19 protein-coding genes are annotated in these 23,824 nt (G+C 66.7%); 12 read left to right on the top strand and 7 right to left on the bottom strand.

All coding sequences use genetic code 11. The features are described 5' to 3' along the window. Position 1: 1 nt before the first annotated feature. The 5 genes from trxA to WKB88_RS10585 all read right to left on the bottom strand — a co-directional run bounded on the left by trxA (position 2) and on the right by WKB88_RS10585 (position 5,652). The gene (gene trxA / locus WKB88_RS10605) at positions 2-328 is read right to left on the bottom strand and encodes a thioredoxin (protein ID WP_341394532.1); all 327 of its coding nucleotides are present in this window, start codon (positions 326-328) and stop codon (positions 2-4) included. 27 nt (positions 329-355) lie between these two features. Beyond that, positions 356-1,375, bottom strand: a complete 1,020-nt coding sequence (gene trxB / locus WKB88_RS10600; protein ID WP_445818910.1) for a thioredoxin-disulfide reductase — start codon at positions 1,373-1,375, stop codon at positions 356-358. Between the two features lie 239 nt (positions 1,376-1,614). Further along, positions 1,615-3,177, bottom strand: coding sequence for an ABC transporter substrate-binding protein (locus WKB88_RS10595; RefSeq protein WP_341394530.1), 1,563 nt, complete (start codon positions 3,175-3,177; stop codon positions 1,615-1,617). Between the two features lie 222 nt (positions 3,178-3,399). Next, positions 3,400-5,061 (bottom strand): murein biosynthesis integral membrane protein MurJ, encoded by a 1,662-nt coding sequence (gene murJ, locus WKB88_RS10590; protein ID WP_341394529.1) that lies wholly within the window; start codon positions 5,059-5,061, stop codon positions 3,400-3,402. Between the two features lie 60 nt (positions 5,062-5,121). Then, on the bottom strand, positions 5,122-5,652 hold the full coding sequence (locus tag WKB88_RS10585) for an NUDIX hydrolase (protein WP_341394528.1): 531 nt from the start codon (positions 5,650-5,652) through the stop codon (positions 5,122-5,124). A gap of 144 nt (positions 5,653-5,796) precedes the next feature. Here WKB88_RS10585 and WKB88_RS10580 point away from each other — a divergent pair, with 144 nt between their 5' ends. The 4 genes from WKB88_RS10580 to WKB88_RS10565 all read left to right on the top strand — a co-directional run bounded on the left by WKB88_RS10580 (position 5,797) and on the right by WKB88_RS10565 (position 12,310). Continuing rightward, the gene (locus tag WKB88_RS10580; protein ID WP_341394527.1) at positions 5,797-7,305 is read left to right on the top strand and encodes a CCA tRNA nucleotidyltransferase; all 1,509 of its coding nucleotides are present in this window, start codon (positions 5,797-5,799) and stop codon (positions 7,303-7,305) included. Further along, a complete protein-coding gene (locus tag WKB88_RS10575) occupies positions 7,302-7,958 on the top strand; it encodes a histidine phosphatase family protein (RefSeq protein ID WP_341394526.1) in 657 nt (218 codons plus the stop codon). The genes WKB88_RS10580 and WKB88_RS10575 overlap by 4 nt, the downstream gene beginning before the upstream one ends. Before the next feature lie 1,352 nt (positions 7,959-9,310). Next, positions 9,311-10,558 carry a D-inositol-3-phosphate glycosyltransferase gene (mshA, locus tag WKB88_RS10570; protein WP_341394525.1) on the top strand — a complete coding sequence of 416 codons (1,248 nt, stop codon included), beginning with the start codon at positions 9,311-9,313 and terminating at the stop codon, positions 10,556-10,558. A 66-nt stretch (positions 10,559-10,624) separates the two neighbouring features. Next, positions 10,625-12,310: a formate--tetrahydrofolate ligase gene (locus WKB88_RS10565; protein ID WP_341394524.1), complete on the top strand. Its 1,686-nt coding sequence runs from the start codon at positions 10,625-10,627 to the stop codon at positions 12,308-12,310. A gap of 116 nt (positions 12,311-12,426) precedes the next feature. Here the strand turns inward: WKB88_RS10565 and WKB88_RS10560 are convergent, their stop codons facing one another. Further along, a complete protein-coding gene (locus tag WKB88_RS10560) occupies positions 12,427-13,512 on the bottom strand; it encodes an inositol-3-phosphate synthase (protein WP_341394523.1) in 1,086 nt (361 codons plus the stop codon). Between the two features lie 157 nt (positions 13,513-13,669). On the opposite strand from WKB88_RS10560, the gene WKB88_RS10555 reads away from it, so the two are divergent. The 4 genes from WKB88_RS10555 to WKB88_RS10540 all read left to right on the top strand — a co-directional run bounded on the left by WKB88_RS10555 (position 13,670) and on the right by WKB88_RS10540 (position 18,370). Then, positions 13,670-15,145, top strand: coding sequence for a glycosyltransferase family 87 protein (locus WKB88_RS10555; protein WP_341394522.1), 1,476 nt, complete (start codon positions 13,670-13,672; stop codon positions 15,143-15,145). Beyond that, the gene (locus tag WKB88_RS10550; RefSeq protein WP_341394521.1) at positions 15,142-16,587 is read left to right on the top strand and encodes a phytoene desaturase family protein; all 1,446 of its coding nucleotides are present in this window, start codon (positions 15,142-15,144) and stop codon (positions 16,585-16,587) included. Before WKB88_RS10555 ends, WKB88_RS10550 begins: the two co-directional genes overlap by 4 nt. 111 nt (positions 16,588-16,698) lie before the next feature. Then, complete coding sequence (locus WKB88_RS10545; protein WP_341394520.1) at positions 16,699-18,021, top strand: hypothetical protein; 1,323 nt, start codon at positions 16,699-16,701, stop codon at positions 18,019-18,021. Between the two features lie 79 nt (positions 18,022-18,100). After that, entirely contained in the window at positions 18,101-18,370 is a 270-nt protein-coding gene (locus WKB88_RS10540; protein ID WP_341394519.1) for a hypothetical protein, read from the top strand. A 44-nt stretch (positions 18,371-18,414) separates the two neighbouring features. Here the strand turns inward: WKB88_RS10540 and WKB88_RS10535 are convergent, their stop codons facing one another. Next, positions 18,415-18,735 carry a putative quinol monooxygenase gene (locus tag WKB88_RS10535; protein WP_341394518.1) on the bottom strand — a complete coding sequence of 107 codons (321 nt, stop codon included), beginning with the start codon at positions 18,733-18,735 and terminating at the stop codon, positions 18,415-18,417. Positions 18,736-18,851: 116 nt separating this feature from the next. On the opposite strand from WKB88_RS10535, the gene WKB88_RS10530 reads away from it, so the two are divergent. The 4 genes from WKB88_RS10530 (at position 18,852) to WKB88_RS10515 (ending at position 23,817) form a co-directional block, all read left to right on the top strand. Continuing rightward, positions 18,852-20,534 (top strand): ATP-binding cassette domain-containing protein, encoded by a 1,683-nt coding sequence (locus WKB88_RS10530; RefSeq protein WP_341394517.1) that lies wholly within the window; start codon positions 18,852-18,854, stop codon positions 20,532-20,534. Between the two features lie 79 nt (positions 20,535-20,613). Then, positions 20,614-21,804 (top strand): MFS transporter, encoded by a 1,191-nt coding sequence (locus WKB88_RS10525; protein ID WP_341394516.1) that lies wholly within the window; start codon positions 20,614-20,616, stop codon positions 21,802-21,804. Positions 21,805-21,922: 118 nt separating this feature from the next. Continuing rightward, positions 21,923-22,975: an ATP-binding cassette domain-containing protein gene (locus tag WKB88_RS10520; RefSeq protein ID WP_341394515.1), complete on the top strand. Its 1,053-nt coding sequence runs from the start codon at positions 21,923-21,925 to the stop codon at positions 22,973-22,975. Continuing rightward, positions 22,972-23,817 carry an ABC transporter permease gene (locus WKB88_RS10515; protein WP_341394514.1) on the top strand — a complete coding sequence of 282 codons (846 nt, stop codon included), beginning with the start codon at positions 22,972-22,974 and terminating at the stop codon, positions 23,815-23,817. Before WKB88_RS10520 ends, WKB88_RS10515 begins: the two co-directional genes overlap by 4 nt. Positions 23,818-23,824 lie beyond the last annotated feature (7 nt).

Raw genomic sequence — 23,824 nt, 5'->3', positions numbered from 1 at the left:
TTTACTTCAGGAACGCCGCGAATTCCTGCTCAAGGACCTGCTTGGGCTTGGCGCCGATGGACGTGGCAGCCACCTCGCCGCCCTTGAAAACGTACACGGCGGGAATGGACGTGATGCCGTACTTGGCGGCGATGGCCGGGTTGTCATCCACGTTGACCTTCACGACGTCCACCTTGTCGGCGTACTGCGCGGCAATGTCGTCGAGGATGGGGGAGAGCATGCGGCACGGGCCGCACCATTCCGCCCAGAAATCGACGATTACGGGCTTGTCTGCAGTGAGGACATCGGCTCCAAAGGAAGCGTCGGTTACATCTTTTGCGTTGCTCATGTTGTTGCTCCTAACAGGTTCTGGTTCTTAGAGGGCTGCGTGTTCGGATACGGCTTCTGCCGGCGGCGTCGGAACTTCCGCGGCAGTCTCGACGGCGTCGCCGAGATCGGCCAGATAGTGCTCGACGTCGATGGCCGCCACACAGCCCGAACCCGAGGCGGTAATCGCCTGGCGGTAGGTGGGGTCAATGACATCGCCGGCAGCGAAGACGCCGGGCAGCGAGGTCTTGGACGTGCGACCGGCGACGGCGATGGTGCCCTCGGCGGTCAGCTCCAGCTGGTCCTTGACCAGGTCGGTACGCGGGTCGTTGCCGATGGCCACAAAGACACCGGTAACGGGGAGGTCCGATTCGGCGCCGTCGACGGTGCTGCGCAGGCGCAGCCCGGTGACCTTGTCCTCGCCGTGGATTCCCACGACCTCGGAGTCCCAGACAAAGCGGATCTTTTCGTGGGACAGGGCCCGGTCCTGCATGATCTTGGAGGCGCGCAGGGTGCTGCGGCGGTGGACCACGGTGACGGTGGCGGCGAACTTGGTCAGGAACAGGGCCTCCTCGAGGGCGGAGTCACCGCCGCCGATGACGGCGATGTCCTGGCCCTTGAAGAAGAAGCCGTCGCAGGTGGCACACCAGCTGACGCCGCGGCCGGAAAGGCGCTTTTCATCCTCCAGGCCGAGTTCGCGGTAGGCGGAGCCTGTGGAGATGATCACGGCGCGCGCCAGGAAGGTTTCACCGGTGCCGATGGTCACCTTCTTGATGTCGCCCTCCAGCTCGACGCTGGTGACATCTTCAAAGAGGATCTCGGTGCCGAACCGGGCGGCCTGCTTCTCGAACTGGGCCATGAGGTCAGGCCCCATGACGCCTTCGGGGAAGCCGGGGAAATTCTCCACGTCGGTGGTGTTCATCAGTTCACCGCCGGCTGTGACGGAGCTGGCGATCAGCAGCGGCTTGAGGTTGGCGCGGGCAGTGTAAACAGCCGCGGTGTAACCGGACGGACCGGAACCGACAATGATGACGTCGCGGACGCCGTCGGCGGCTGCGGGGGTTTCGATGCTCACGGTTAAGTGTTCCTCTTCCTGTTGAAAACTCTCTCGATCCGGCAGTAATACAGATAAGCCATGACGCCCTTTACTGACTCCGGGATCAGTGGGCACAACCGTTACAGCCTTCAGCTTATTCCGGACAGGGCTTGCCGGACACGGCAGTGCCCCGCTCCGGGGTGCCCGCGCCCCCATCCTTCCTGCGCTCCCGGCCTGGGAGCGGCAGGGAGGGCGCCGGCACGGGTTATCTCCTAGGAGACGTTGATCTCCGCGATCCGCAGGCCCCAGGGATAGGCGGCCTGGAGGCCGCCGCTCAGGCGGGGCAGCTGCGTGAAGTTCACGATCACGTACTTGGCCGTAGCCGCTTCGCCGTCCACCTTGGGCACCTGGAAGCTGGTGGTCGGGCCGGTGAAGCCGCTCTCGGCCACCGGGACGGCACCGTCCAGGCTCGGGGAGTCGTTGAGCAGCACGGAGAAGCTGCCGCCGGTGCCGTTGAGCTGGCTGATGTCAATCTTGTTGACAGCCGACTCTTCCTCCAGCTCGACGACGAGCGCGAGGTTGGGCGCGTAGCCGCCGAAGGTGTCGTTGGCGTAGACGTAGCTGGACCAGTAGGTGGCCGGGTTGCCGTCCAGAATCTGGGGCAGCGCGCCGTCGTTTTCTGCGTCGAGCGCAGGATTCGCAGGTACCAGGCGGCTGATTCCCGCCGGCACCGGTGCGGCCGCAGCCGGGGCCGGTGCGTCGGCGGGCGGGGCCTCCGCGGGTGCGGGAGCCGACACCGTGGGCTCGGTTGTGGCACCGGCCTCCGGGCCGTTACTGACCCTGCCCAGTGTGCTGACCGCCACGACGACGGCGGCAACCAGAACCAGCGTCAGGACAGCGCCCACCAGCACCCGGCCAAGGGTGCGGCGTCCGCCGGAGGAATCGTCGTCGTCCTCATAGTCCTCGTAGTCCTCGCCGTCCCCGGCGCCGCCGGAAGCGGCAGCGCTGGAGGCAACAGCGGACTTCGGGAAATTGGAGGGCGGCCGTCCGGTGCCGCCGTCGGGGGTGTTGCGGGCGGGCGCGGACACTGCGCCGGCGTCCTCGGCCGGGGTCTGCTCGGGCTCGTAGTCGGTTTCCGTCCAGCGCGAAACCTTGGGGGTCTGGCCGGTGGCCGGAGCCTTGGCCTGGCCGGAGACGGGCCGGGAGGCCGGGGGAGGCGGCATGTTGGCCGCTCCGGTGGCTGCCTCGGCGGGCGCATCCCCTGCGCCGCCGAATTCCAGGTCACGGGCTGCAGCAGCTTCCTCGGCTGCAGAGAGGGTGCCGCCGGCGCCTGCCGCTGCACCGGCCCGGCCGAACTTTGGGAGCTTTGGGAGGGGACGGCCGGAGATCAGCGGCTTGCGGGGAGCGCGTTCCGCGGGCTCGTCAACGTACCGGTCCTCATCCTCGGTTTCCGGCTCGCGGGAGCGGGGCATTCCGAAGATCTCGGACCCGAGGGTATCGGTGAAGAAGGGTTCAACAAACGGAGCATCGCGTTCGATGACCAGGTCCAGCAGATCCGCGGCGTTGGCGTTGTTGGTGACCAGGTAGGTGCGGCCGTCACTGACGCCCAGATCCAGGATCTGCACGTTGCTGGCCCGCTCGCCGGTGGCGATCTCGCGGGCACTGGCGCTGACCTGGGCAGTGTTCTCGGGCGCGGCGAGGAGGATGCTCACGGCACGGTTCAGTACCTGGTCCACGCCGTCGAGGACCAGATCGTTCTCCGCTGAGGCCAAAACCTGGGCGGTGACCTTGTAGCGGCCCCCCAGAGTTGAGCCTGCGTCTACCGGCTGTGGCACGTGTTCCTCCCATGGAAACGGCAATTACTGCTATTCAATATGCTGCGGACTGATCTGCTGCTTGCTTGATGGCTGTTGTTCTTAACGACTGTTCTTAACGACGAGACTCCATCGCATACCTTATTACCCATGCTACCCGCGCGGATTGCCAAACCCTGAGTTGGCGCACCCGTGCCTGGTGCTCAGAACCTGCAGATCCCGGATCAGCCCGAAAGCCTCCGCTTAGCGGCGGACCTTGGCAATGACCGGGGCCAGGAAGGCATCCAGTTCCCGGACCTTCAGAACCCTGAGCAGGAAATAGTAGGACACGGCCATGAGCGAGCCGCAGACCACCAGCGAGACCAGCGAACCGGTCAGCGACTGCCAGGCGAACCCGTCGGCCGAGTAGCCGCCCAGCAGGCCCAGGGCCGCCGACCCGAGTGCCGCGCAGCCCAGGGCGGCAAGCGTCATGCGGACATGCACGTCGAAGATCCCGGCCGCACCGTAGTTGCCCAGTTTCCGGGTGAGGAACACGTGGCTGATCAGCACGCCCGCGATGTTGCCCAGCGAATAGGCAACGGCCAGCCCGAAGACAATGCGGTTGGCCGGCAGGGTAGCGGCCCCGACAGCCAGCAGGATGCCGAAAACGGAGAGGATGATCTGCATGATCATGGGTGTCTTGCCGTCTTCGTCCGCATAAAAAGCGCGGTTCATCAGGAAGGTGGCGCTCAGGAAAGGCGCACTGATTGACAGCAGCACCAGCACCTGGCCCTGGACGACGGCCGACGCCGTGGACCCGCCGCTGAACCACATGCTGATCGGACCGGCCAGCACCACCAGTACCGCAGAGCAGAAGATGGTGGCCACGCCGATGGAGCGCAGACCGGAGGAGATGGTGCTCCGGACCTGGGCCAGGTTGCCTTCCGTGAAAGCATGGGACATCTGGTTGAACAGCACGGTGGCCAGGGAGAGCGTGATGACGGAGTGCGGAATCATGTAGAACATGGACGCGGTCTCCAGGTTCATGTGCCCCGCAATGACCTCCGGCGGATTCATTGCGGCGTAGTCCGGACGCGCGTCCGTGGCGATGGTGGCGACCTTGGTGTAGACCAGGTAGGCGCCGTTGCCCACCAGCATGGTGATGATGGTCCACTTGGCCACCTTGCCGGTCTGCCGCAGGCCGGTGCCGCGCAGGCGGAAGTTGGGGCGCAGCCCCAATCCCAGCTGCCGCAGCGGGATCAGCAGCACCACAGCCTGCAGGACGATGCCCAGCGTGGTGCTGCCGGCCAGGACCAGCGTCGCGGACGATGTCCAGTTTTCCGGCGAGAAATTGTTGGTTTCCTGGCGGCCGATCACCGTGATGAAAACAATCAGGCCGGCAATGGCCACCACGTTGTTGAGCACCGGAGCCCACATATAGGCGCCAAAACGGCCGTTGGCGTTCAGTGTTTGGCCGATGACCGCGTAGGCACCGTAGAAGAAGATCTGCGGGAAGAGCCAGTAGGCAAACGTGGTGGCCAGGGAAAGCTGGGACTCGTTCAGGAAGGTCACCAGGGGAAGGATCCACGGAGCCGCCAGTGTGACCAGCAGGGTAATGGCCGCAAGCCCGACCAGGCTCAGGGTCATGATCGAGGAGATGTACTCCCGGCCCCGGTCCGGCCGCTTGCTCGCCTTGATAATCTGCGGAACCAGGACGGCATTGAACACGCCGCCGGCCAGCAGCAGGTAGATGAAGTTGGGCAGCACGTTCGCGGAGCTGAAGATGTCCGTGACCAGCCCGGCATTTCCGATGGCTACCGCCAGGAGGGCAGTCCGGACAAGGCCAAGAATGCGGGACAACAGGGTGCCAGCTGCCATGATGGCGCTTGAACGCGCCGTGCTGGGGGCAATAGTGTTTTCGGCCATCGTGTCCCTATGTTCTCACTTCAAGCGCGCGGGGCTTAAACCAGGCGGTGCGGCAGGGAGCTAGAGGTACCGGGGGAGGATCTCCCGGGCGAGGTCGGCAATGCGCCGTTCGTTCGGGAAGGAGAGCTTCTTGCCGAGTTCGGCAAGCGGGACCCAGGCGACATCCACGGCCTCATGGTCCGGATCGTTTTCGATCGTGAGGTGTCCGCCGGTGGCGGCGAGCAGAAAATGGTGCACCGTTTTGTGCACCCGGTGGCCGCTGACCGTAAACCAATAGTCGATGCTGCCCAGGGCGGTCAGGATCCGCCCGTCGATTCCTGTTTCTTCGGCGATTTCCCGGATGGCCGCCTCGCGGCTGTCTTCTTCGTTCTCGGGGTGGCCCTTGGGAAGGCACCATTCGAGCCGGCCGCCGCGGTTGAGCCGGGCAATGATCGCCACCGGCAGGTCGGAGGAGGAAGTGTCCACCACGATTCCACCGGCGGAAACCTCTTCCACTGTCGGCAGCGCGGCATGTACCGGATGCGCACCGGCTCCGCCCATTGACGCCGTCAACGGGGTTCGCTTGGGTGCGCTTGGTACGGGATGGGCCATAGGACCACTCTAACGATCTTTGTCCGGGGATGATGACTGTCAGAGGGAGGCCCGGAGAGGACGCGGCAACCCTCGGCGTGTCCGGACCCCGGCGGGGACCTGCTGTGCGTCCGCGGACCTTTTATCTGGCAGGCTTAAAGCACTATGGCGCACCTTTTTGATAGTTCGGCTCTGAAGACTCCCCTTCCCTCTGTTGTCGGCGAGCTCGGCACTCTGTTCCGGGACGCCGGCTTCGAGCTCTCGCTCGTCGGCGGTCCCGTGCGCGACCTCTTTCTCGGACGCGTGTCTCCGGACCTGGATTTCACCACCAACGCCCGGCCGGACGACATCATCACCGTCATCCGCCGCTGGTGTGACACCTACTGGGAAATCGGCCGCGCCTTCGGCACCATCGGCATGCGCAAGGCCGGCTTCCAGATCGAGATCACCACGTACCGGGCGGACGCCTATGACCCGGATTCACGGAAGCCGGAAGTGGCCTTCGGGGACAGGCTCGAAGACGATCTGTTCCGCCGTGACTTCACCATGAATGCCATGGCCCTGCGGCTGCCCTCCATGGAACTGGTGGATCCCTTCGGCGGGCTGCAGGACCTGCAGGCGGGGCTCGTCCGCACCCCCGGCGCGCCGTCGACGTCGTTCTCCGATGATCCGCTGCGGATGATGCGCGCCGCCCGCTTCGCCTCCCAGCTGGAAGTGGAGGTGGCGCCCGAGGTGTTCGCGGCCATGAAGGACATGGCCGGCCGCATCACCATCATCTCGGCCGAACGGGTCCGCGACGAGCTGGTCAAGCTGATCAACGGCAAGGCGCCCTGGACCGGCATCGACCTGCTCGTGGAAAGCGGCCTCGCCGAGCACGTGCTTCCCGAGGTCTCCGCCCTGAAGCTGGAAATTGACGAGCACCACCGGCACAAGGACGTCTATCAGCACTCGCTGACGGTACTCCGCCAGGCCTGCGGCCACGAGACCGGTCCCGACGGCGATGTTCCCGCCCCGGACTTCGTCCTGCGGTTCGCGGCACTGATGCACGACGTCGGAAAGCCCGCCACCCGCCGCTTTGAGCCCAACGGTTCCGTGAGTTTCCTCCACCACGACGCCGTCGGGTCCAAGCTCACGGCCAAACGGATGAAGGCCCTGCGCTTCGACAACGACACCATCAAGGCAGTGTCCCGCCTGGTGGAACTGCACATGCGCTTCTACGGGTACGGAGACGCCGGCTGGACCGATTCCGCCGTCCGCCGCTACGTCAACGACGCCGGCCCGCTGCTGCAGCGGCTGCACCGCCTGACCCGGTCCGACGTGACCACCCGGAACCGGCGCAAGGCCGAACGCCTGGCCTTTGCCTACGACGACCTGGAAGCGCGCATCACCGCACTGGCCGAGCAGGAGGAGCTGGCAGCCATCCGCCCGGATCTGGACGGCGAGGCCATCATGGCGCTGCTGGGCATCCGGCCGGGTCCGGTGGTGGGGCGCGCGTACCGGTTCCTGCTGGAAGAACGCATGGAGAACGGACCCTCCTCCCAGGAGGAAGCAGCGGCCCTGCTCCGCAGCTGGTGGGCGGACCAGCCCGAAAGCCGCGATGAAGCAGCCCTTGGCAGCGGTGACAAAATGGGAACGGACGAAAACCCGTCCACACCAGCGGAAGGAAGTAAATGAGCGACGCTGAGGACTTCGGTCCGGCGGTTCCGGATACGACGCCGGCAGGAACGCGGCTGCCGCGCCTGTGGCTGCTGCGCCACGGCGAAACGGAGTGGTCCCGCGAGGGAAACTACACCGGTCTGACGGACATTCCCCTGACCGCGGAGGGCGAGGCGCAGGCCATCGCCGCGAAGGAAAAAATCGGACAGGTCGATTTTGACCTCGTGCTGTCCTCACCGCTGATCCGCGCCCGGCGGACCGCCGAGCTGGTGGGACACCCGAACCCGCAGATCCTGCCCCATGCCCATGAGTGGGATTACGGAGACAACGAGGGCCGCAAGAGCACCCAGGTGCGGGCGGAGAACCCCGGGTACATCATCTGGAACAACGGGGTCCCCAACGGCGAAACCCTGGACCAGGTGGCGGAGCGGGCCGACCGGATCATTTCACAGGTGCAGGCCGGCTGCGGAACACCGATGGACCGGGATCCGGAGGCAGCTCCGGTGGAGAAGGTCCTGCTCGTGGCGCACGGCCACTTCCTGCGGATCCTTGCTGCCCGCTGGCTCGGGCTTCCGGCTGACCAGGGACGGCATTTTGTGCTTGGCACGGCTGCTGTCTGCACCCTGGGCTGGGACAAACATACGCCGGCGATAGTGCGCTGGAACTATTAGTACGAAAAGAATTAAAAGAAGTTTAGAAAAAACCTTGGCAGGGAACTGAAACCTGTTGTATGTTTTTAGTGCGGCCCGGAATTCTTATCGGCAGGGCCGCACCAGCCCTTCAAGAACCACTGAAGAGCCACTGAATAACCACTGAAAAACCACGCCGGTCCCGTGCTCCCCGCACGCCGGCTCATCCGCAAGTCCACGCACTCAAGAAAGGGAGGTGGGGGTAATTATGAACCACGTATTCCTCACTGCCGCGACGGTTGCCTGCCCGCAGGCCCGCACGTCCATCCCTTCGACTGCACGGCCGGCAATCCGGCCAACCGGACGTCGGATGGCCGCTGCGGCCGGCTGGCCGGGCAAGCGGGCACTACGTACCGGCTACGCGTTTGGCCCCGGCCGCGCCTAGCGGCACTTAGAGGTCCAGTCGCCGGATACCTAGTCACCAACACCTAGGTATCTAGCCCGGCTGCCGCTCCGGCTGTTCCCGGCTGTTCCCGGCTGTTCTGCGGCCTGGTTCGGCGGCTGCTTCTGCCGGCCGGCATCCCGACGTCCTCCAATACCTTTAAAGCCCCCCGGGATCACGAAGCGATTCCCGCGGCGGTCTTCCGCGCACCGGATTCGGTGCCGGATGTGGGCGGCGGTGCCGGACGGGGTCCTGCCGGCACACCTCGGCGTTCTTTCCTCTTTGCGTACATCCCGTCAATACCGGCGCACTAATCCCGCGCACTAATTGGCTGATTCCGTACGCCCGCTTAGGAAAGATAATGCAGCCGCGATAAGTGCCGCCTTTCCTGCGCCGGGACCTTGTGCCTCATTTCTTTTACCTCACTTTCGTGCACCCAAAATCAGGTGCGCCATTCTTTCGGAGTTTATCGTGCCTTCTTTCAACCTGCCCGCGTCCCCTTTCCGTGAAGCGCCCGCGCTTCCGCAACCCGCCGCGCCGGCCCTGCGCCCCGCACTGTCGGACCATCCGCCGTCGGACCATCCACCGTCAAACCATCCGCCGTCATCCGCTCCCGCGGCCCCGGGACTGTCCAAAACCCGGAGGGTGTTTGCCGCCCTCAGCCGCCTGCAGGCTTCCTTCGCCCGTTCCGAGGCGGTCCACCAATCCCGCCTGGACGCGTGCTTGACGGGCCCGGAGTGGCACCTGCTCGCCCGTTACGCCTGTTCGGTCAAGTAGCCCCTGCCTGCAGGGAACAAAACCGGGGGAGTTCGTGCTGTACTGTGCGAACTCCCCTTTTGGCGTGCCGCCGCGGAAGTGATCAGGGCAACCGGGCCCCGAAACCATGGTCTGCCCCGCGGCGTTATAAAGTCTTAAGGGACTAGGACTGCGGCGGGCCAAGAAGGGAGTGCTGTTGCTTCAGGTAAAGCGCGTGGCTATGCTCTCGCTGCATACGTCACCCCTGGAGCAGCCGGGCTCCGGCGACGCCGGCGGAATGAACGTCTACGTCCGCTCAGTGGCAGTTGAACTTGCCCGGGCCGGCGTCGAAGTCGAGATCTTTACCCGCGCCTCGGATTCCCGGCAGAAGCCTGCCGTGGAAGTTGTCCCCGGTGTCACTGTGCGCCATGTTGCCGCGGGACCGCGCCGCCGGATCGCCAAGGAAGCGCTGCCCGGCCTGGCCGCAGAGCTGGCACAGGGGGTTACCGATCTCCATCCCCTTTCCACCGGCCGCCGCTTCGACGTCATCCATTCGCACTACTGGGTGTCGGGGACAGCAGGGCTGGCGGTCGCCCGGGCCTGGAACGTGCCGCTGGTGCACACCATGCACACCATGGCGCGGGTCAAGAACCTCCGGCTTCAGCCCGGCGAAAAACCCGAACCCCGAGTGCGGATTGACGGGGAGCAGGAAATTGTGGACGGCGCCACCCGCCTCATTGCCAATACGAGCACCGAGGCCGGGGAGCTGGAAACACTGTACGGAGCCGATCTCCGCGAGGTGGACGTAGTGGCTCCGGGCGTGGACCTGCAAATTTTCTCCAACCGGAATTCCAAGGCCGCCCGTGCGCGTCTGGGCGTGCCCCGGGAGGTCTTCCACGTGGTCTTCGCCGGGCGCATTCAGCGGATGAAGGGCCCCCAGGTACTGGTGCGCGCAGCGGCGGAACTGCATGCCCGCCGCCCGGACATTCCCCTGAGGATCAGCATTCTCGGGGCCGGCAGCGGGTCCGAGGTGCTGAACCTGCAGCCGCTCATCGATTCCCTGGGGCTGCATGCCCAGGTAGCACTGCATCCGCCCGTAGGCGCCGCCGAGCTGGCCGACTGGTTCCGCGCAGCCGACGTCGTTGCGGTGCCCTCCTTCAGCGAGTCCTTCGGCCTGGTTGCGCTGGAAGCGCAGGCCTGCGGGACACCCGTGCTGGCTGCCAACGTCGGCGGTCTGCCCAAGGCGGTTGGGCACGGACGCACCGGGCTGCTGGTGGACGGGCACGACGGCGGCCGCTGGGCGGCGGAGCTGGAGCGGCTGTACGACGACGCCGGTCTGCGGCGGGCCCTGGGGTACGGCGCCGCCGTGCATGCCTCGGCCTTCGGCTGGAAGCGCACGGCCTCGCTTACCGCGCAGAGCTACCTGCAGGCCGCTGAACAGTTCTCGGTGCACTCCGTCCGCTGATAGCTTGGACGGTATCCCGCCGGAGCCGACGGGATACCGGCGAGGGGCCCCGGAAGGATTGCAGAGATGCGCACAGCCGCAGACATGTCCAGCGATTTGGAGATTTCCCGCCGGGCGGTGATGAAACCCGTCACCGAGGTGGCGCGCGCCGCCGGCATTCCCGAAGAGGCCCTGGAACTGTACGGGCGCTACAAGGCCAAGGTTGATCCGCTGCTTGTACCTCCCCGCAGCACCCGGGGCAGGGTGGTGCTGGTTACCGCGATGAGTCCCACTCCTGCCGGTGAAGGCAAGTCCACCGTCACTGTCGGCCTCGGCGATGCGCTGGCCAAAGCGGGAGTCAGCACGGTTATTGCACTGCGGGAGCCCTCCCTGGGACCCGTGCTGGGGCTGAAGGGCGGTGCCACCGGCGGCGGTTACTCCCAGGTGGTGCCGATGGAAGACATCAACCTTCACTTCACCGGGGATTTCCACGCGATTACCACGGCCAACAACGCCCTGACGGCGCTGCTGGACAACTCCATTTACCAGGGCAATGAGCTGGGCATCGACCCGCGCAGGATCATCTTCCGCCGGGTGATGGATATGAACGACCGCTCGCTGCGGAACATCGTGATTGGCCTGGGCGGACCGGCGGAGGGCACCCCGCGCCAGGACGGCTTCGACATCACGGTTGCGTCCGAGATCATGGCCGTGTTCTGCCTCGCCCGCGACCTCCCCGACCTCAAGGAGCGGCTGGCCCGGATTACCGTGGGGTACACCTATGACCGGCAGCCGGTGACGGTGCGGGACCTCGGCGTTCAGGGGGCGCTGGCGCTGCTGCTCAGGGACGCGATCAAGCCGAATCTGGTGCAGACCATCGCCGGCACGCCGGCCCTGATTCACGGCGGTCCGTTCGCCAACATTGCCCACGGCTGCAACTCAGTCATTGCCACCGACCTCGCGCGGAACGTCGCAGACGTGGTGGTCACCGAAGCGGGTTTCGGTGCGGATCTGGGAGCCGAAAAGTACATGGACATCGCGGCACGGGCCGCGGACGTGGCGCCCGACGCCGTCGTCCTGGTGGCCACGGTCCGCGCCCTGAAAATGCACGGCGGGGTACCCCGGGACGAGCTGGACAAGGCGAATCCGGAAGCGCTGGAGGCGGGGACGGCCAACCTGCGCCGGCACATCGGGAACATCAGGAAATTCGGCCTGGATCCGGTGGTGGCCGTCAACGTCTTCAGCACTGACACGCCGGAGGAAATCCAGTGGCTGCTGGACTGGTGCGCGGCCCAGGGCGTGGCGGCCGCCGCCGCTGACGTCTGGGCGCAGGGCGGAGGAGGATCCGGCGGAGATGCGCTGGCAGCTGCAGTCCGCACCGCACTGGAGAAGCCCTCGGACTTCCGGTACCTGTATTCGCTGGAGCTGCCGGTGGAGGAGAAAATCCGCACCGTGGTCCGGGAAATCTACGGAGCGGACGACGTCGAATTCTCACTTCCGGCGCTGCGCCGGCTTCAGGAGATCAAGGCCGGGGGCTGGGACGGACTGCCGGTGTGCATGGCAAAGACCCAGTACTCGTTCTCCGACAACGCTTCGCTGCTCGGCGCGCCGACGGGTTTCACCGTGCACGTGCGGGACCTGATCCTCAAAACCGGCGCCGGCTTCGTCGTCGCGCTCACCGGGGCAGTGATGACCATGCCCGGGCTGCCGAAAGTTCCCGCAGCCATGCGCATGGATGTCGCGGCGGACGGCACGCCGCAGGGCCTGTCCTAAGCTGCCCGCGGTCCCCGCTCCACGGAGCCCCGGCCTGCCCCGTTGCCGAGATGGCAGAAAGTGCCCTTCCCGGGTCTGGGAAGCGCACTTTCTGCCGTCTCGCGGGGGAGGGGAGGTTAGCGCTCTACCTCGCCGCGGATGAACTGCTCCACCTTTTCCTTGGCAATGTCATCGTTGTACTGCTCCGGCGGAGACTTCATGAAATAGCTTGAAGCCGAGAGGATCGGCCCGCCGACGCCGCGGTCCAGGGCGATCTTGGCGGCGCGGATCGCGTCGATGATCACTCCGGCGGAGTTGGGGGAGTCCCACACTTCGAGCTTGTATTCCAGCGACACCGGAGCGTCGCCGAAGTTGCGTCCCTCGAGGCGGACGAAGGCCCACTTGCGGTCATCCAGCCAGGCCACGTAGTCGGAGGGACCAATGTGGACGTCGTCGGCCTTCAGGTCCGCCGAAGTGTTGGAGGTGACGGCCTGGGTCTTGGAAATCTTCTTGGACTCCAGCCGCTCGCGCTCGAGCATGTTCTTGAAGTCCATGTTCCCGCCGACGTTGAGCTGGTAGGTGCGGTCCAGGATGACGCCGCGGTCCTCGAACAGCTTGGCCATCACCCGGTGGGTGATGGTGGCGCCGATCTGGCTCTTGATGTCGTCGCCGATGATGGGAACTCCGGTGGCCGTGAATTTATCGGCCCATTCCTTGGTGCCGGCAATGAACACCGGCAGGGCGTTGACGAAGCCGACCCCGGCGTCGATGGCGCACTGGGCGTAGAACTTCGCGGCCTGCTCGGAGCCCACGGGCAGGTAGCAGACCATGACATCGACCCTGTTGTCCCGCAGCGCGGCGACAATGTCCACCGGCTCGGCGTCGGACTCAACGATGGTTTCCCGGTAGTACTTGCCCAGTCCGTCCAGGGTGTGGCCGCGCTGTACGGTGACACCCGTTTCCGGGACGTCGGCAATCTTGATGGTGTTGTTCTCGCTGGCTCCGATGGCCTCGGCCAGGTCCAGCCCGACTTTTTTGCCGTCCACGTCGAAGGCCGCCACGAACTGCACGTCATTGACGTGGTAGTCGCCGAACTTCACGTGCATCAGGCCCGGAACGGTCAGGTCCGGGTCGGCGTCGCGGTAGTACTGGACGCCCTGGACCAGCGACGCTGCGCAGTTTCCAACACCGACGATTGCGACCCGAATGGGGTTCTTTGCCACGGTTCTCCTTTGAAGACAAACATTTTTCCGTTGCCGCGCCGGACGCGGCAAGACCGGCCCAGTCTACGGCCTCAACGTGCAGTGTCTGTGTGAACCATCACAGGAACGCCGCGCGGGCGGAGGCAGCCCTCGCGATCGCCGCGTCATACTGGTAAGCATGGAGCCCAAGCCCCGACGGCGGCCACTGCGGATAGTGGTCCCCAGCCGCAACGATCCGCTGCTCAGGAACCTGACCGCAGCCATCGGCGGCCCGCTGGGCCGGCTCACGGCCCCGGGGATCGTGACGCCGGGGTTTTTCACCGTGGAGCGGGTACTGATTCTTCTGACGACCGCCGCGGCTTTGCTGGCCCTGGTCGTGAAAAACCCCTGCCGCGTCGGCGGCTGGTCCACGCCGGAGCACTTCTACCGGGCCTGCTATTCGGACTGGCCGGTGCTGTTTGACACGCGGGGCCTGGCCGACGGGGTGTTTCCCTTCCTGACACCGGGCGCCCCCTTTGAATATCCGGTCCTGCTGGGACTGCTGGCCGGAGCAGTGGCGTTGCTGGTTCCGGGCGGAGACGCCGCGCCGGAACGGGCGCTGGCCTACTTCGACATTAACGCCGCGCTCGCTGCCCTGGCCTGGATCGCCACCGTGGCGGCGACGCTGCGCATGACCAACCGGCGGCCCTGGGACGCGGCAATGGTGGCGCTGGCCCCGGCGATGATCCTCTCCATCTATATCAACTGGGACATCTGGGCCGTGCTCCTGGCCACCCTTGGCATGCTCGCCTTTACCCGCAGCCGTCCCGTCCTGGCCGGAGTCTTCCTGGGACTGGGCACGGCGCTGAAACTGTATCCGGTGCTGATCCTGGGCGCGGTGCTGGTTCTGGCCCTGCGGACGATGCGGCTGCGGCCGGCCTGCCAGGCCTTCGCCGGGGCGGCCGCAGCCTGGCTTGTCGTCAACGTTCCCTTCATGATCACCGACTTCACCGGCTGGAAATACTTCCTCGCCTTCACCGGCGAGCGTCCGGCGGGGTTCTCCTCGGGGTGGTTTGCCTGGAACCTGATCGCCGAACGGACCGGACGCGCCGAAGCGGGACCGGAGTTCATCAATTTCGGGGCATATTTCCTTTTCGCCGCCGCCTGCGCCGGTATAGCCGTGCTGGCGCTCGCGGCACCCCGCCGGCCCCGGCTGGCACAGCTGGCCTTCCTGATCGTGGCGGCGTTTGTGCTCACCAACAAGGTGTACTCGCCCCAGTTTGTCCTGTGGCTGATTCCGCTGGCGGCCCTCGCCCGGCCGCGGTGGACGGACTTTTTGGTCTGGCAGTTCTTCGAGGTGATGCACTGGTGGGCAGTATGGATGTATCTGGGGGCCCTGACCTCAGGGGGAGACCCCCGCAACAACATCGACGCGGCATATTATGTCTGGGCCGTGGCCGGACACATGGCAGCCACCGCCTGGCTGATGGCGCGGGTGGTCTTCGATATCCTGACCCCCGCACGGGATCCGGTCCGCCGGCTCGACGTGGACGATCCCCAGGGCGGACCCTTTGACCACGCACCGGACCGGTTCCGGCTTGGCCGCAGGCACGGGCGGGCTGTTTCCGTTCCGCCCGCGGCGCAGGCGGCGGCCCAGAAAGCAGGAGATTCATGACGGACGTTTCGGTGGTAGGAGCGGGACCCAACGGACTGGCAGCGGCGGTCATCATGGCCCGTGCCGGGTTGTCGGTGCGGGTCTTTGAAGCAGGCCCCACGGCCGGCGGCGGGAGCCGGACCAAGGAACTGCTGGAACCGGGCTACCGGTACGACGTCTGTTCAGCCGTTCATCCCATGGCTCTTGCTTCGCCCTTTTTCCGCGAGTTTGGGTTGGGGGACCGGATCCGGCTCACTGTTCCGGATGTTTCCTATGCCCACCCCCTCGACGGCGGCGAGGCGGGCCTGGCCTACCGGGATTTGGACCGCACCGCGGAGGGCCTGGGTGCTGACGGCCCGGCTTTCCGCCGGCTGATGCTGCCCCTGACGGAGCGCAGCGAAGACATCACGAAGCTGCTGATGTCTCCGCTCGTCCGCGGTTACCGCGAACCGGCTGCGGCGCTGGCCTTCGGACGTGCAGCCCTGGAGCAGGGCACCCGGCTGTGGAACCGGCGGTTCTCCGGTGAGAAAGCCCCGGCTCTCCTGACCGGTGTTGCCGCGCACCCGGTGGGGCGGATGCCTTCGCTGCCTTCGGCCGGCGGCGGGCTGCTGCTGTCGTTGCTGGCGCACACCGTGGGCTGGCCGATTCCCGAGGGAGGCTCGCAGGCGATAGCCGATGCCATGGTCGCGGACCTGCAGGCCCACGGCGGTGAACTGGTGACCGGGCACCGGGTGGCTTCCCTGAAGGAACTGCGCGATTCGAAAACCGTCCTGCTCGACGTTTCCCCGGCCACCCTGCTGGACCTGGCCGGGCCGGAGCTGCCGCGCCCGTATGCCCGGGCCCTCGAGCGCTTCCGCTACGGCAACGCGGCCTGCAAGGTGGACTTCATTCTTTCCGGGCCGGTGCCGTGGGCCAACGGGGAGGTGGGCCGGGCAGGCACGGTCCACCTGGGCGGGACCCGCGCCGAACTGGCACGAGCCGAAGCCCAGGTGGCCGCAGGGCGTCATCCGGACCGGCCCTACGTGCTCCTCTCCCAGCCCAGCAGCTTTGATTCTTCCCGGGCGCCCGCGGGCCGCCACGTCCTCTGGACTTACTGCCATGTCCCCGCCGGCTCCGACGCGGACATGACCGGGGCCGTCACCGCACAGATCGAACGCTTCGCCCCGGGGTTCCGGGACGTCGTCGTGCGCTCGCAGGTGACGACGGCGGCGGGCCTGGAGCGCTACAACGAAAACTATGTGGGCGGCGACTTCGGCGGCGGCGCCGTGAACCTGCGGCAAATGGCGGCGCGGCCAGTGCCCGCGGTGAACCCCTGGCAGACGCCGCTTCCGGGCGTCTACCTCTGTTCCGCGTCCACCCCGCCCGGACCCGGCGTCCACGGCATGGGCGGCCGGCATGCGGCCGAACTGGCCCTGCGCCGGGATCACGGCATGGAGGTGCCGGACCTGAGCCCGGGCAGCTGACCCGCGGTTAGGGGACGTCACCTCCATGCGTGGGCGCAGGCGAGGGGGCCGGCACCTTGTATGTTTAAGTCCGGCGCACAGCAGCCAACGCTCTGCAGGGGGAATGGACACATGGAAAACCAGGACAAGGGGTTTCCGGGGCACCCGGACACCCTTGCTCCGCCTGCCGAGCGCGGCCGCCAGCACCCGCAGTGGTGGCTGGCGGTGCAGTCGGCGCTGTATGCCTACGGGCTGACGCTGGGCGCCGCACTGGTGACGATGGCACTGCTGGTCCTGGGATTCTTCCTGGGCGGGACCGGAGCGCTCAACGGCATGAACGATTCCGCCGGCAACATGGGCGCCCGGCTGGACGGTCCGTCAGCGCTGTTGATCTATCCGTTTTTCCTGGCTGCCATGGCTCTGGGCGGAACCCCGGTCCTGACCGTCTCGGCGGCCGGGTACGCGGACCTTCCCGCCCCGCTGGTCAGCCTCTGGGCCGGTGCTCTTCCCCTGCTCCTCACCGCGGTGGCGGCTGCTTCCCTGTGGCAGCTGGGCCGCCGGGCCGAACGAAGGCAGCCCCTGGGCTCGGAATGGCACCGGTGGCTGTATTCCGCCCTGACCGGGCTGAGCCTGGCTGCCGTTTCAGTCCTGTTGAGCCTGCTGGTCTCGCTGCGGGAGGACACCGAAGCCGGGGCTATGTTCCTGACCGCGGCTTCACCGAGCCTCGTGGCAGGTGCGGTGCTGCTCGGCACCTTTGCCGGCTGGGCCGGGCGGAAACACGGGACCGGAACGGTCCCGCGCTGGATCACCCGGACGGAACGGTCCCTGCCCGGAGTCCGGCCGGCGCTGCGGGTGGCCGCCGGTCACTACCTGGTTTATACGGCAGTCACCGGAACGGCACTGGTGGTCACGGCCCTGGTCAAGGGCGGCACAGCCGTGGCTTTCGCATCACCGCTGTGGCTGCCCACCGCGGCGGCGTGGTCCTACGGCCTGGGCCATCTCTCCACCGTGACGGAACAGGGACTGCCGGCGGCCGCCAACCTTCCCGGGTCCATCGGTGACCTGCCCGTGTGGGCCAGCGCGGCAGTGGGCGTCCTGACCCTTCTGCTGGCCGCCGCGGCGTCCGTGGCCTGGTTCCTCGCACGGGACCGGGACCGGGACCGGGATCGGCTCCCGGACCCGGCGGGCCGGCGCACCTCCTGGCTGACCCTGCCGCTGGTCTTCGGTCTCGCCGGGGCAGCCGTATCCGTTCTCGGAGTCGTGCTGGCCGGCCAGACGTCCGCCGGCGGCGGGGGCGGAACCGGCTTCGGCACCGTTGGACCCGCTCCCTGGACCTTCCTGGTGATGGCGGCGTGGGGGCTGCTGATTGAGGCGGGATCCCGCACGATGGCAGGGCACGTGGAACATCTGGTGCCCGCGCGGATAGCGGCGTTCCTGCGTCCTGCCGGCAACTGAGCGCCCCGGCAGGGAGCGGGAGCCTTCATCCCTTGCGCTCCCGGCTCCGGCATGGGGAACTGGGTTCAGGAGGTTTGTTATGACCGAACACCTGAACAATCACCACCGGGACACGCTGGAAAAGATCCTGCGCCATCCCACGAGCTCAAACATCGAATGGAAGAACGTGGTGTCCCTGCTGGAGGCGGTGGCTGACACCACCCGGGAACACAACGGCAAATACGAAGTCACGCTCGCCGGCCAGACCGATATCCTTGAGCCGCCCCGGGGGAAGGACATCGACGAGCAGACCGTGGTGGACCTGCGGGAGATCCTGACCCGCGCCGGGTACAGCCTCGACACCAAGTAGCGCCCGGCCGGCCTGTGAGGGCCGGCCGGTGAGCTGCCGGCAAACTAGTCGACGGTCAGTTCGCCCATCCTGGACCACTCTTCGCCGTCGATGGTCGTGTTGATGATCTTGGGAGTCTCCACCAGCGCCTGCACCATGTCCTTCATGGCCTGCTGGAAGTGGTCGCTCTGGACGTGGGCGGCAGCGGCGTCGTCCTTGAAGGCTTCGACCAGGACAAATTCGTTGGGGTTCTCCAGGCTGCGCGACCAGTCGAACCACAGGTTGCCCGGCTCCGCACGGGTGGCGGCGGTGAAATCAGCGGTCAGCTCCGGCCAGCGGTCGACCCATTCGGGCTTGACGTTGAACTTGACGGTAATAAAGATCATCTGTGCTCCTGATGGTTGGACCCGTAATTGCGGACCTTCATCGTAGGCAGACGGGCGCGCCCTGTGTCCATGCGGACGGCTGCGGCGCCGGCGCCGGCGGATGGGAGGATGGGAGGGTGGCTCACCTCGACGTATCCAACATTGACTATTTCCTTTCCGACGGCCGGCAGCTGCTCAACGGCGTCAGCTTCAAGGTGGGGGAGGGGCACAAGACTGCCCTGATTGGCCCCAACGGCACCGGCAAGACCACGCTCCTGCGCATCATCGCGGAGGACATCAAGGCCGATGAGGGCACCGTGGCCAAGTCCGGATCCATGGGCATCATGCGGCAGTTCGTAGGCCAGGTCCGCGATGACAGCACGGTCCGCGACCTGCTGGTTTCCGCCGCGCCGCCCGCGCTCGCCGCCGCGGCCAAGGCGGTGGACGACGCCGAGCTGGCCATGATGGAGCACGACGACGAGCCGACCCAGATGCGCTACGCCACGGCCATTGCCGACTGGGGCGACGCCGGCGGGTATGAGCAGGAAACCGTGTGGGACGAGGTCACCATGGCCGCGCTCGGCATGCCCTTTGACCGCGCCCAGTACCGCAAGGCCTCCACCCTCTCCGGCGGAGAGCAGAAGCGCCTGGTACTGGAGGCCCTCTTCTCGGGCCCCGACGACCTGCTGCTGCTGGATGAGCCGGACAACTACCTGGACGTTCCGGGCAAGCGCTGGCTGGAAGGCAAGCTGGCCGAATCCAAGAAATCGGTGCTGTTCGTCAGCCACGACCGGGAGCTGCTGGACAACGCCGCCACCCGCATCGTCACCCTGGAGCCGGGCATCAACGGGGCCTCCGCCTGGATCCACGGCGGGGGTTTCAGCAGCTACGTCACGGCCCGCGAGGACCGCAACGCCCGGTTCGAGGAGCTGCGCCGGCGCTGGGACGAGGAGCACCTGAAGCTCAAGGAACTCGTCAACATGTACAAGAACAAGGCTGCGTTCCGCTCCGACATGGCCAACCGCTACCAGGCCGCGCAGACCCGGCTGGCGAAGTTCCTCGAGGCCGGTCCGCCCGAGGCGCTGCCGATCGAGCAGAACGTGAAGATGCGGCTGCGCGGCGGGCGGACCGCCAAGCGCGCCGTCGTCGCGCAGAAGCTGGAACTGACAGGCTTGATGAAGCCCTTCAGCACTGAAATCTGGTTCGGCGACCGGGTGGGCGTGCTCGGGTCCAACGGTTCCGGCAAGTCCCACTTCCTGCGGCTGCTGGCCGCGGGCGGTACGGATCCGGAAAAGGAACACGAGCCCGTCTCCGAGGTGGAAATAGCCCCGGTGCCGCATGAGGGCTCGGTGAAGCTCGGCGCCCGGATCCGCCCGGGGTTCTTCGCGCAAACCATGATGCGTCCGGACCTGCTTGGCAAAACCCTGCTGGACATTCTGCACCGCGGTGATGACCACCGCTCCGGGCTGGGCCGCGAAGCTGCGGCCGGGGCCCTGGACCGCTACGGGCTGGCTGCCTCCTCGGAGCAGAAATACGATTCGCTTTCCGGCGGACAGCAGGCCCGCCTGCAGATCCTGCTGCTGGAGCTCTCCGGCGCCACCCTGCTGCTGCTGGATGAACCGACCGACAACCTGGACCTGCATTCGGCCGAAGCCCTGGAAAAGGCCATCGACGCGTTTGAAGGAACGGTGCTGGCTGTCACCCACGACCGCTGGTTCGCCCGCAGCTTCGACCGGTTCCTGGTGTTCGGCTCCGACGGCAAGGTCTACGAATCCGAGACCCCGGTCTGGGACGAGAAAAGGGTGGTCCGCGCCCGGTAGGCCGCTGCGGATTTCGTCCGGCGCCAGTGTGACCGGGCCAGGTTTCCCTTTGCGGGGCCAATCCCTGCAAACTGGAGGCGTGAAGAGCTCCCTGGACCGTGCCCTGATATCCGTCTTCGTCATCTTCGGCCTCAACGGCCTCATTTTCGCCAGCTGGGCCGCGCGGATTCCCGCGGCAGCCGAATCCCTCGGCATCGGCGCTGCCGGCGTCGGAGTGCTGCTGCTCTTTTCCGCCGTGGGATCAGTGTGCTCCCTTCCGCTGGCCGGGTCCGTGGCGCAGCGGATCGGCACCGACGGCGCCGTGCGCGCCGGCGGACTGATGACGTCGGCCGCGTCACTGATTATTGCGGCATCCCTGTGGTGGCCCAACATTCCCCTGGCTGCCGGCGGACTGCTGCTGTTCGGCGCCGGGATCGGGCTGTGGGACGTGGCCATGAACCTGGAGGGTGCCGAGGTGGAGCGCCACCTCCGCCGTACGGTGATGCCCAAGTTCCATGCCGCCTTCAGCGGCGGGGCTTTTGTGGGCGCGATGGTTGGGGCAGTGCTTTCGGCGGCCGGCATCTCCCTGTCCCTGCATCTGGTGGGCATCCTGGTGATCGCTACGGTGCTGGTCCTGGCCGTGCCGCGGAACTTCCTGCCGGATCCGGTGCCCGTGCACGACGACGGCGGCGGCGCCGCTGCTCCGCCGTCGCGCTTCGCTGCCTGGAAGGAAGGCCGCACGCTGCTGATCGGGGTGGTGGTCCTGGGTGCCGCCCTGACCGAAGGAGCCGCCAACGACTGGGTGGCGAAAGCCACCGTTGACGGTCTCGGCGCGAGCGAAACCGCCGGCGCCGTGATGTTCGGCGTTTTTGTGGCCGCAATGACCGCCACCCGCTGGTTCGGCGCGCGCCTGATCGACCGGCTGGGCCGGGTGCCTGCACTGAGGATCTGCATGAGTGCGTCACTGGCCGGGCTCCTGCTCTTTGTCCTGGCGCCGAACCTGGTGCTCGCCGGCATCGGCGCCGTCCTGTGGGGAATCGGGGCGGCCCTTGGCTTCCCGATGGGCATGTCCGCCGCCGGCGAGGACCCGGCCCGCGCGGCCAGCCGCGTCTCGGTCGTTTCCACGATCGGCTACATGGCCTTCTTCGTGGGCCCGCCGGTGCTGGGTTTCGTCGGCGAGCTGTGGGGCGTCCGCAATGCGCTCCTGCTGGTGGGAGCCGCCATGCTGCTGTCCATCCTGGTGGCCCCCGCTGCCGCCGAGCAGAAAAAGGTTCCGGAGGCCGCTCCGTAGCGCCGGCGGCAATAGCCGGCGGCAATAGCCGGGCCACTCACCCGGGAGCACAACCAGCGGACCGCATGTGTCCGCAATAGGGGTACCGGAGCAGGAGTGCCGGGTCTATCTTCGACCAATGTTCACTTCCCCAACCCCTCCTGCCCGCAGCCGCGGTTCCGGTTCACCGCTGATTGAGGCGCACGGAGTCAGCAAGACCTACAAATCGAAGTCCGGGCCGGTGCACGCACTGGACGGCTTGGACATCGCGGTCCCCGAAGGCACGGTCATGGCCCTGCTGGGCCCCAACGGCGCCGGGAAAACCACCGCCGTCAAGGTCCTCACCACCCTGATCAAGCCCGACGCCGGCGTCCTCACCATTGACGGCATCGACGTGCTGGACAGCCCCAAGGAAGTCCGCCGGATCATCGGCGTTTCCGGCCAGTACGCGGCAGTGGACGAGAACCTGACCGGCACGGAAAACCTGCGGATGGTGGGACGGCTGTACCACCTCCCGGACCGGCAGGCCCGGGAACGTGCCGCCGAGCTCATTGACATGTTCGAGCTGACCGATGCCGGAAACCGGCCGGTCAAGGGCTATTCCGGCGGCATGCGCCGGCGCCTGGACCTGGCCGGAGCGCTGGTGAACAGTCCCCGGGTCCTGTTCCTGGACGAGCCGACCACCGGCCTTGACCCCCGCAGCCGCCTGGCCCTGTGGCAGGTCATCAAGGACCTGGTGGCGGCGGGCACCACGCTGCTGCTGACCACCCAGTATCTGGAGGAAGCCGACCAGCTGGCGGACACCGTTGCCGTCATCGACCGCGGGGCGGTCATTGCCCAAGGCACCTCGGACCAGCTCAAGTCGCTGATCGGCGGCCACAGCGTCGCCGTGGCACTGGTGGACGCCAGCGACGCCGCCGCGGCCAGGGCCGTCCTGGCCCGCCACGGCGCCGGTCAGCCGCACACCGCCGATGACGGCCGGACCCTGGAGGTCACGGTCCAGAACGGACCGGCGTCGCTGCAGCTTGTCCTCGCGGACCTGCAGTCCCGGGACATTGCGCTGCACGACGCCGGCATCCGCCGTCCCACGCTCGATGACGTCTTCCTGCAGCTCACCGGCCGTCCGGCCGAAGAGGAACCGGCGTCCGGCGCCCCGGAAGGCGCACAGGACAGGGAAGGAGCCCGCCGATGAGCGCCGCAACCACCCGGCTGCCTGCCGTAAGGACCGGCGGCAGGGCAGCCGCAGCAAACTGGGCCGCCGACGGCTGGACCGTGACCTGGCGGAACCTGATCAAGATCAAGCGCTCGCCGGACATGATCATTTTTGCCGTCCTGCAGCCGATCATGTTCGTGCTGCTGTTCAGCCAGGTGTACGGAGGATCGATCTCCGTGGCCGGCACGGACTATACGCAGTACCTGATGGCAGGCATCTTTGCCCAGACCGTGGTGTTCGGTTCCACGTTCTCCGGTGCGGCAATGGCCCAGGACCTGAAGGAGGGGATTGTGGACCGGTTCCGCACCCTGCCCATGAGCCCGTCGGCGGTGCTGATCGGACGGACCAACTCGGACCTGGTGCTCAACGCCATTTCCATGCTCATCATGATGGCCACGGGGCTGCTGGTGGGGTGGCGGGTCAACACCTCCTTTGCCTCCTTCCTGGCGGCGGTGGGGCTGCTGCTGCTCTTCTCCTACGCGTTCAGCTGGGTGATGGCGCTGCTTGGCATGACCGTGCGGACTCCGGAAACGATCAACAATGCCTCCTTCATGATCCTGTTTCCCATCACCTTCATTTCCAACGCCTTTGTGCAGAGCTCCACGCTGCCGACGCCGCTGCGGATCTTTGCCGAGTGGAACCCGGTCTCGGCCCTGGTCCAGGCGGCACGGGAGCTGTTCGGTAACCTCGGCAACACTCCTGTTCCGGACACCTGGCCCATGCAGCATGCGGTGGCAACCGTGCTGATCGGATCGGTGGTGATGCTGCTGGTGTTTGTTCCGCTGGCGGTGCGCAAATTCGAGTCGGTGAGTTCCCGCTAGGAACCCC

The organism is Arthrobacter sp. G119Y2, assembly GCF_038069765.1.
Lineage (GTDB): Bacteria > Actinomycetota > Actinomycetes > Actinomycetales > Micrococcaceae > Arthrobacter_B.
Note: the sequence above shows the minus strand (reverse complement) of the source record. Positions and strands in the feature narration are given on the sequence as shown.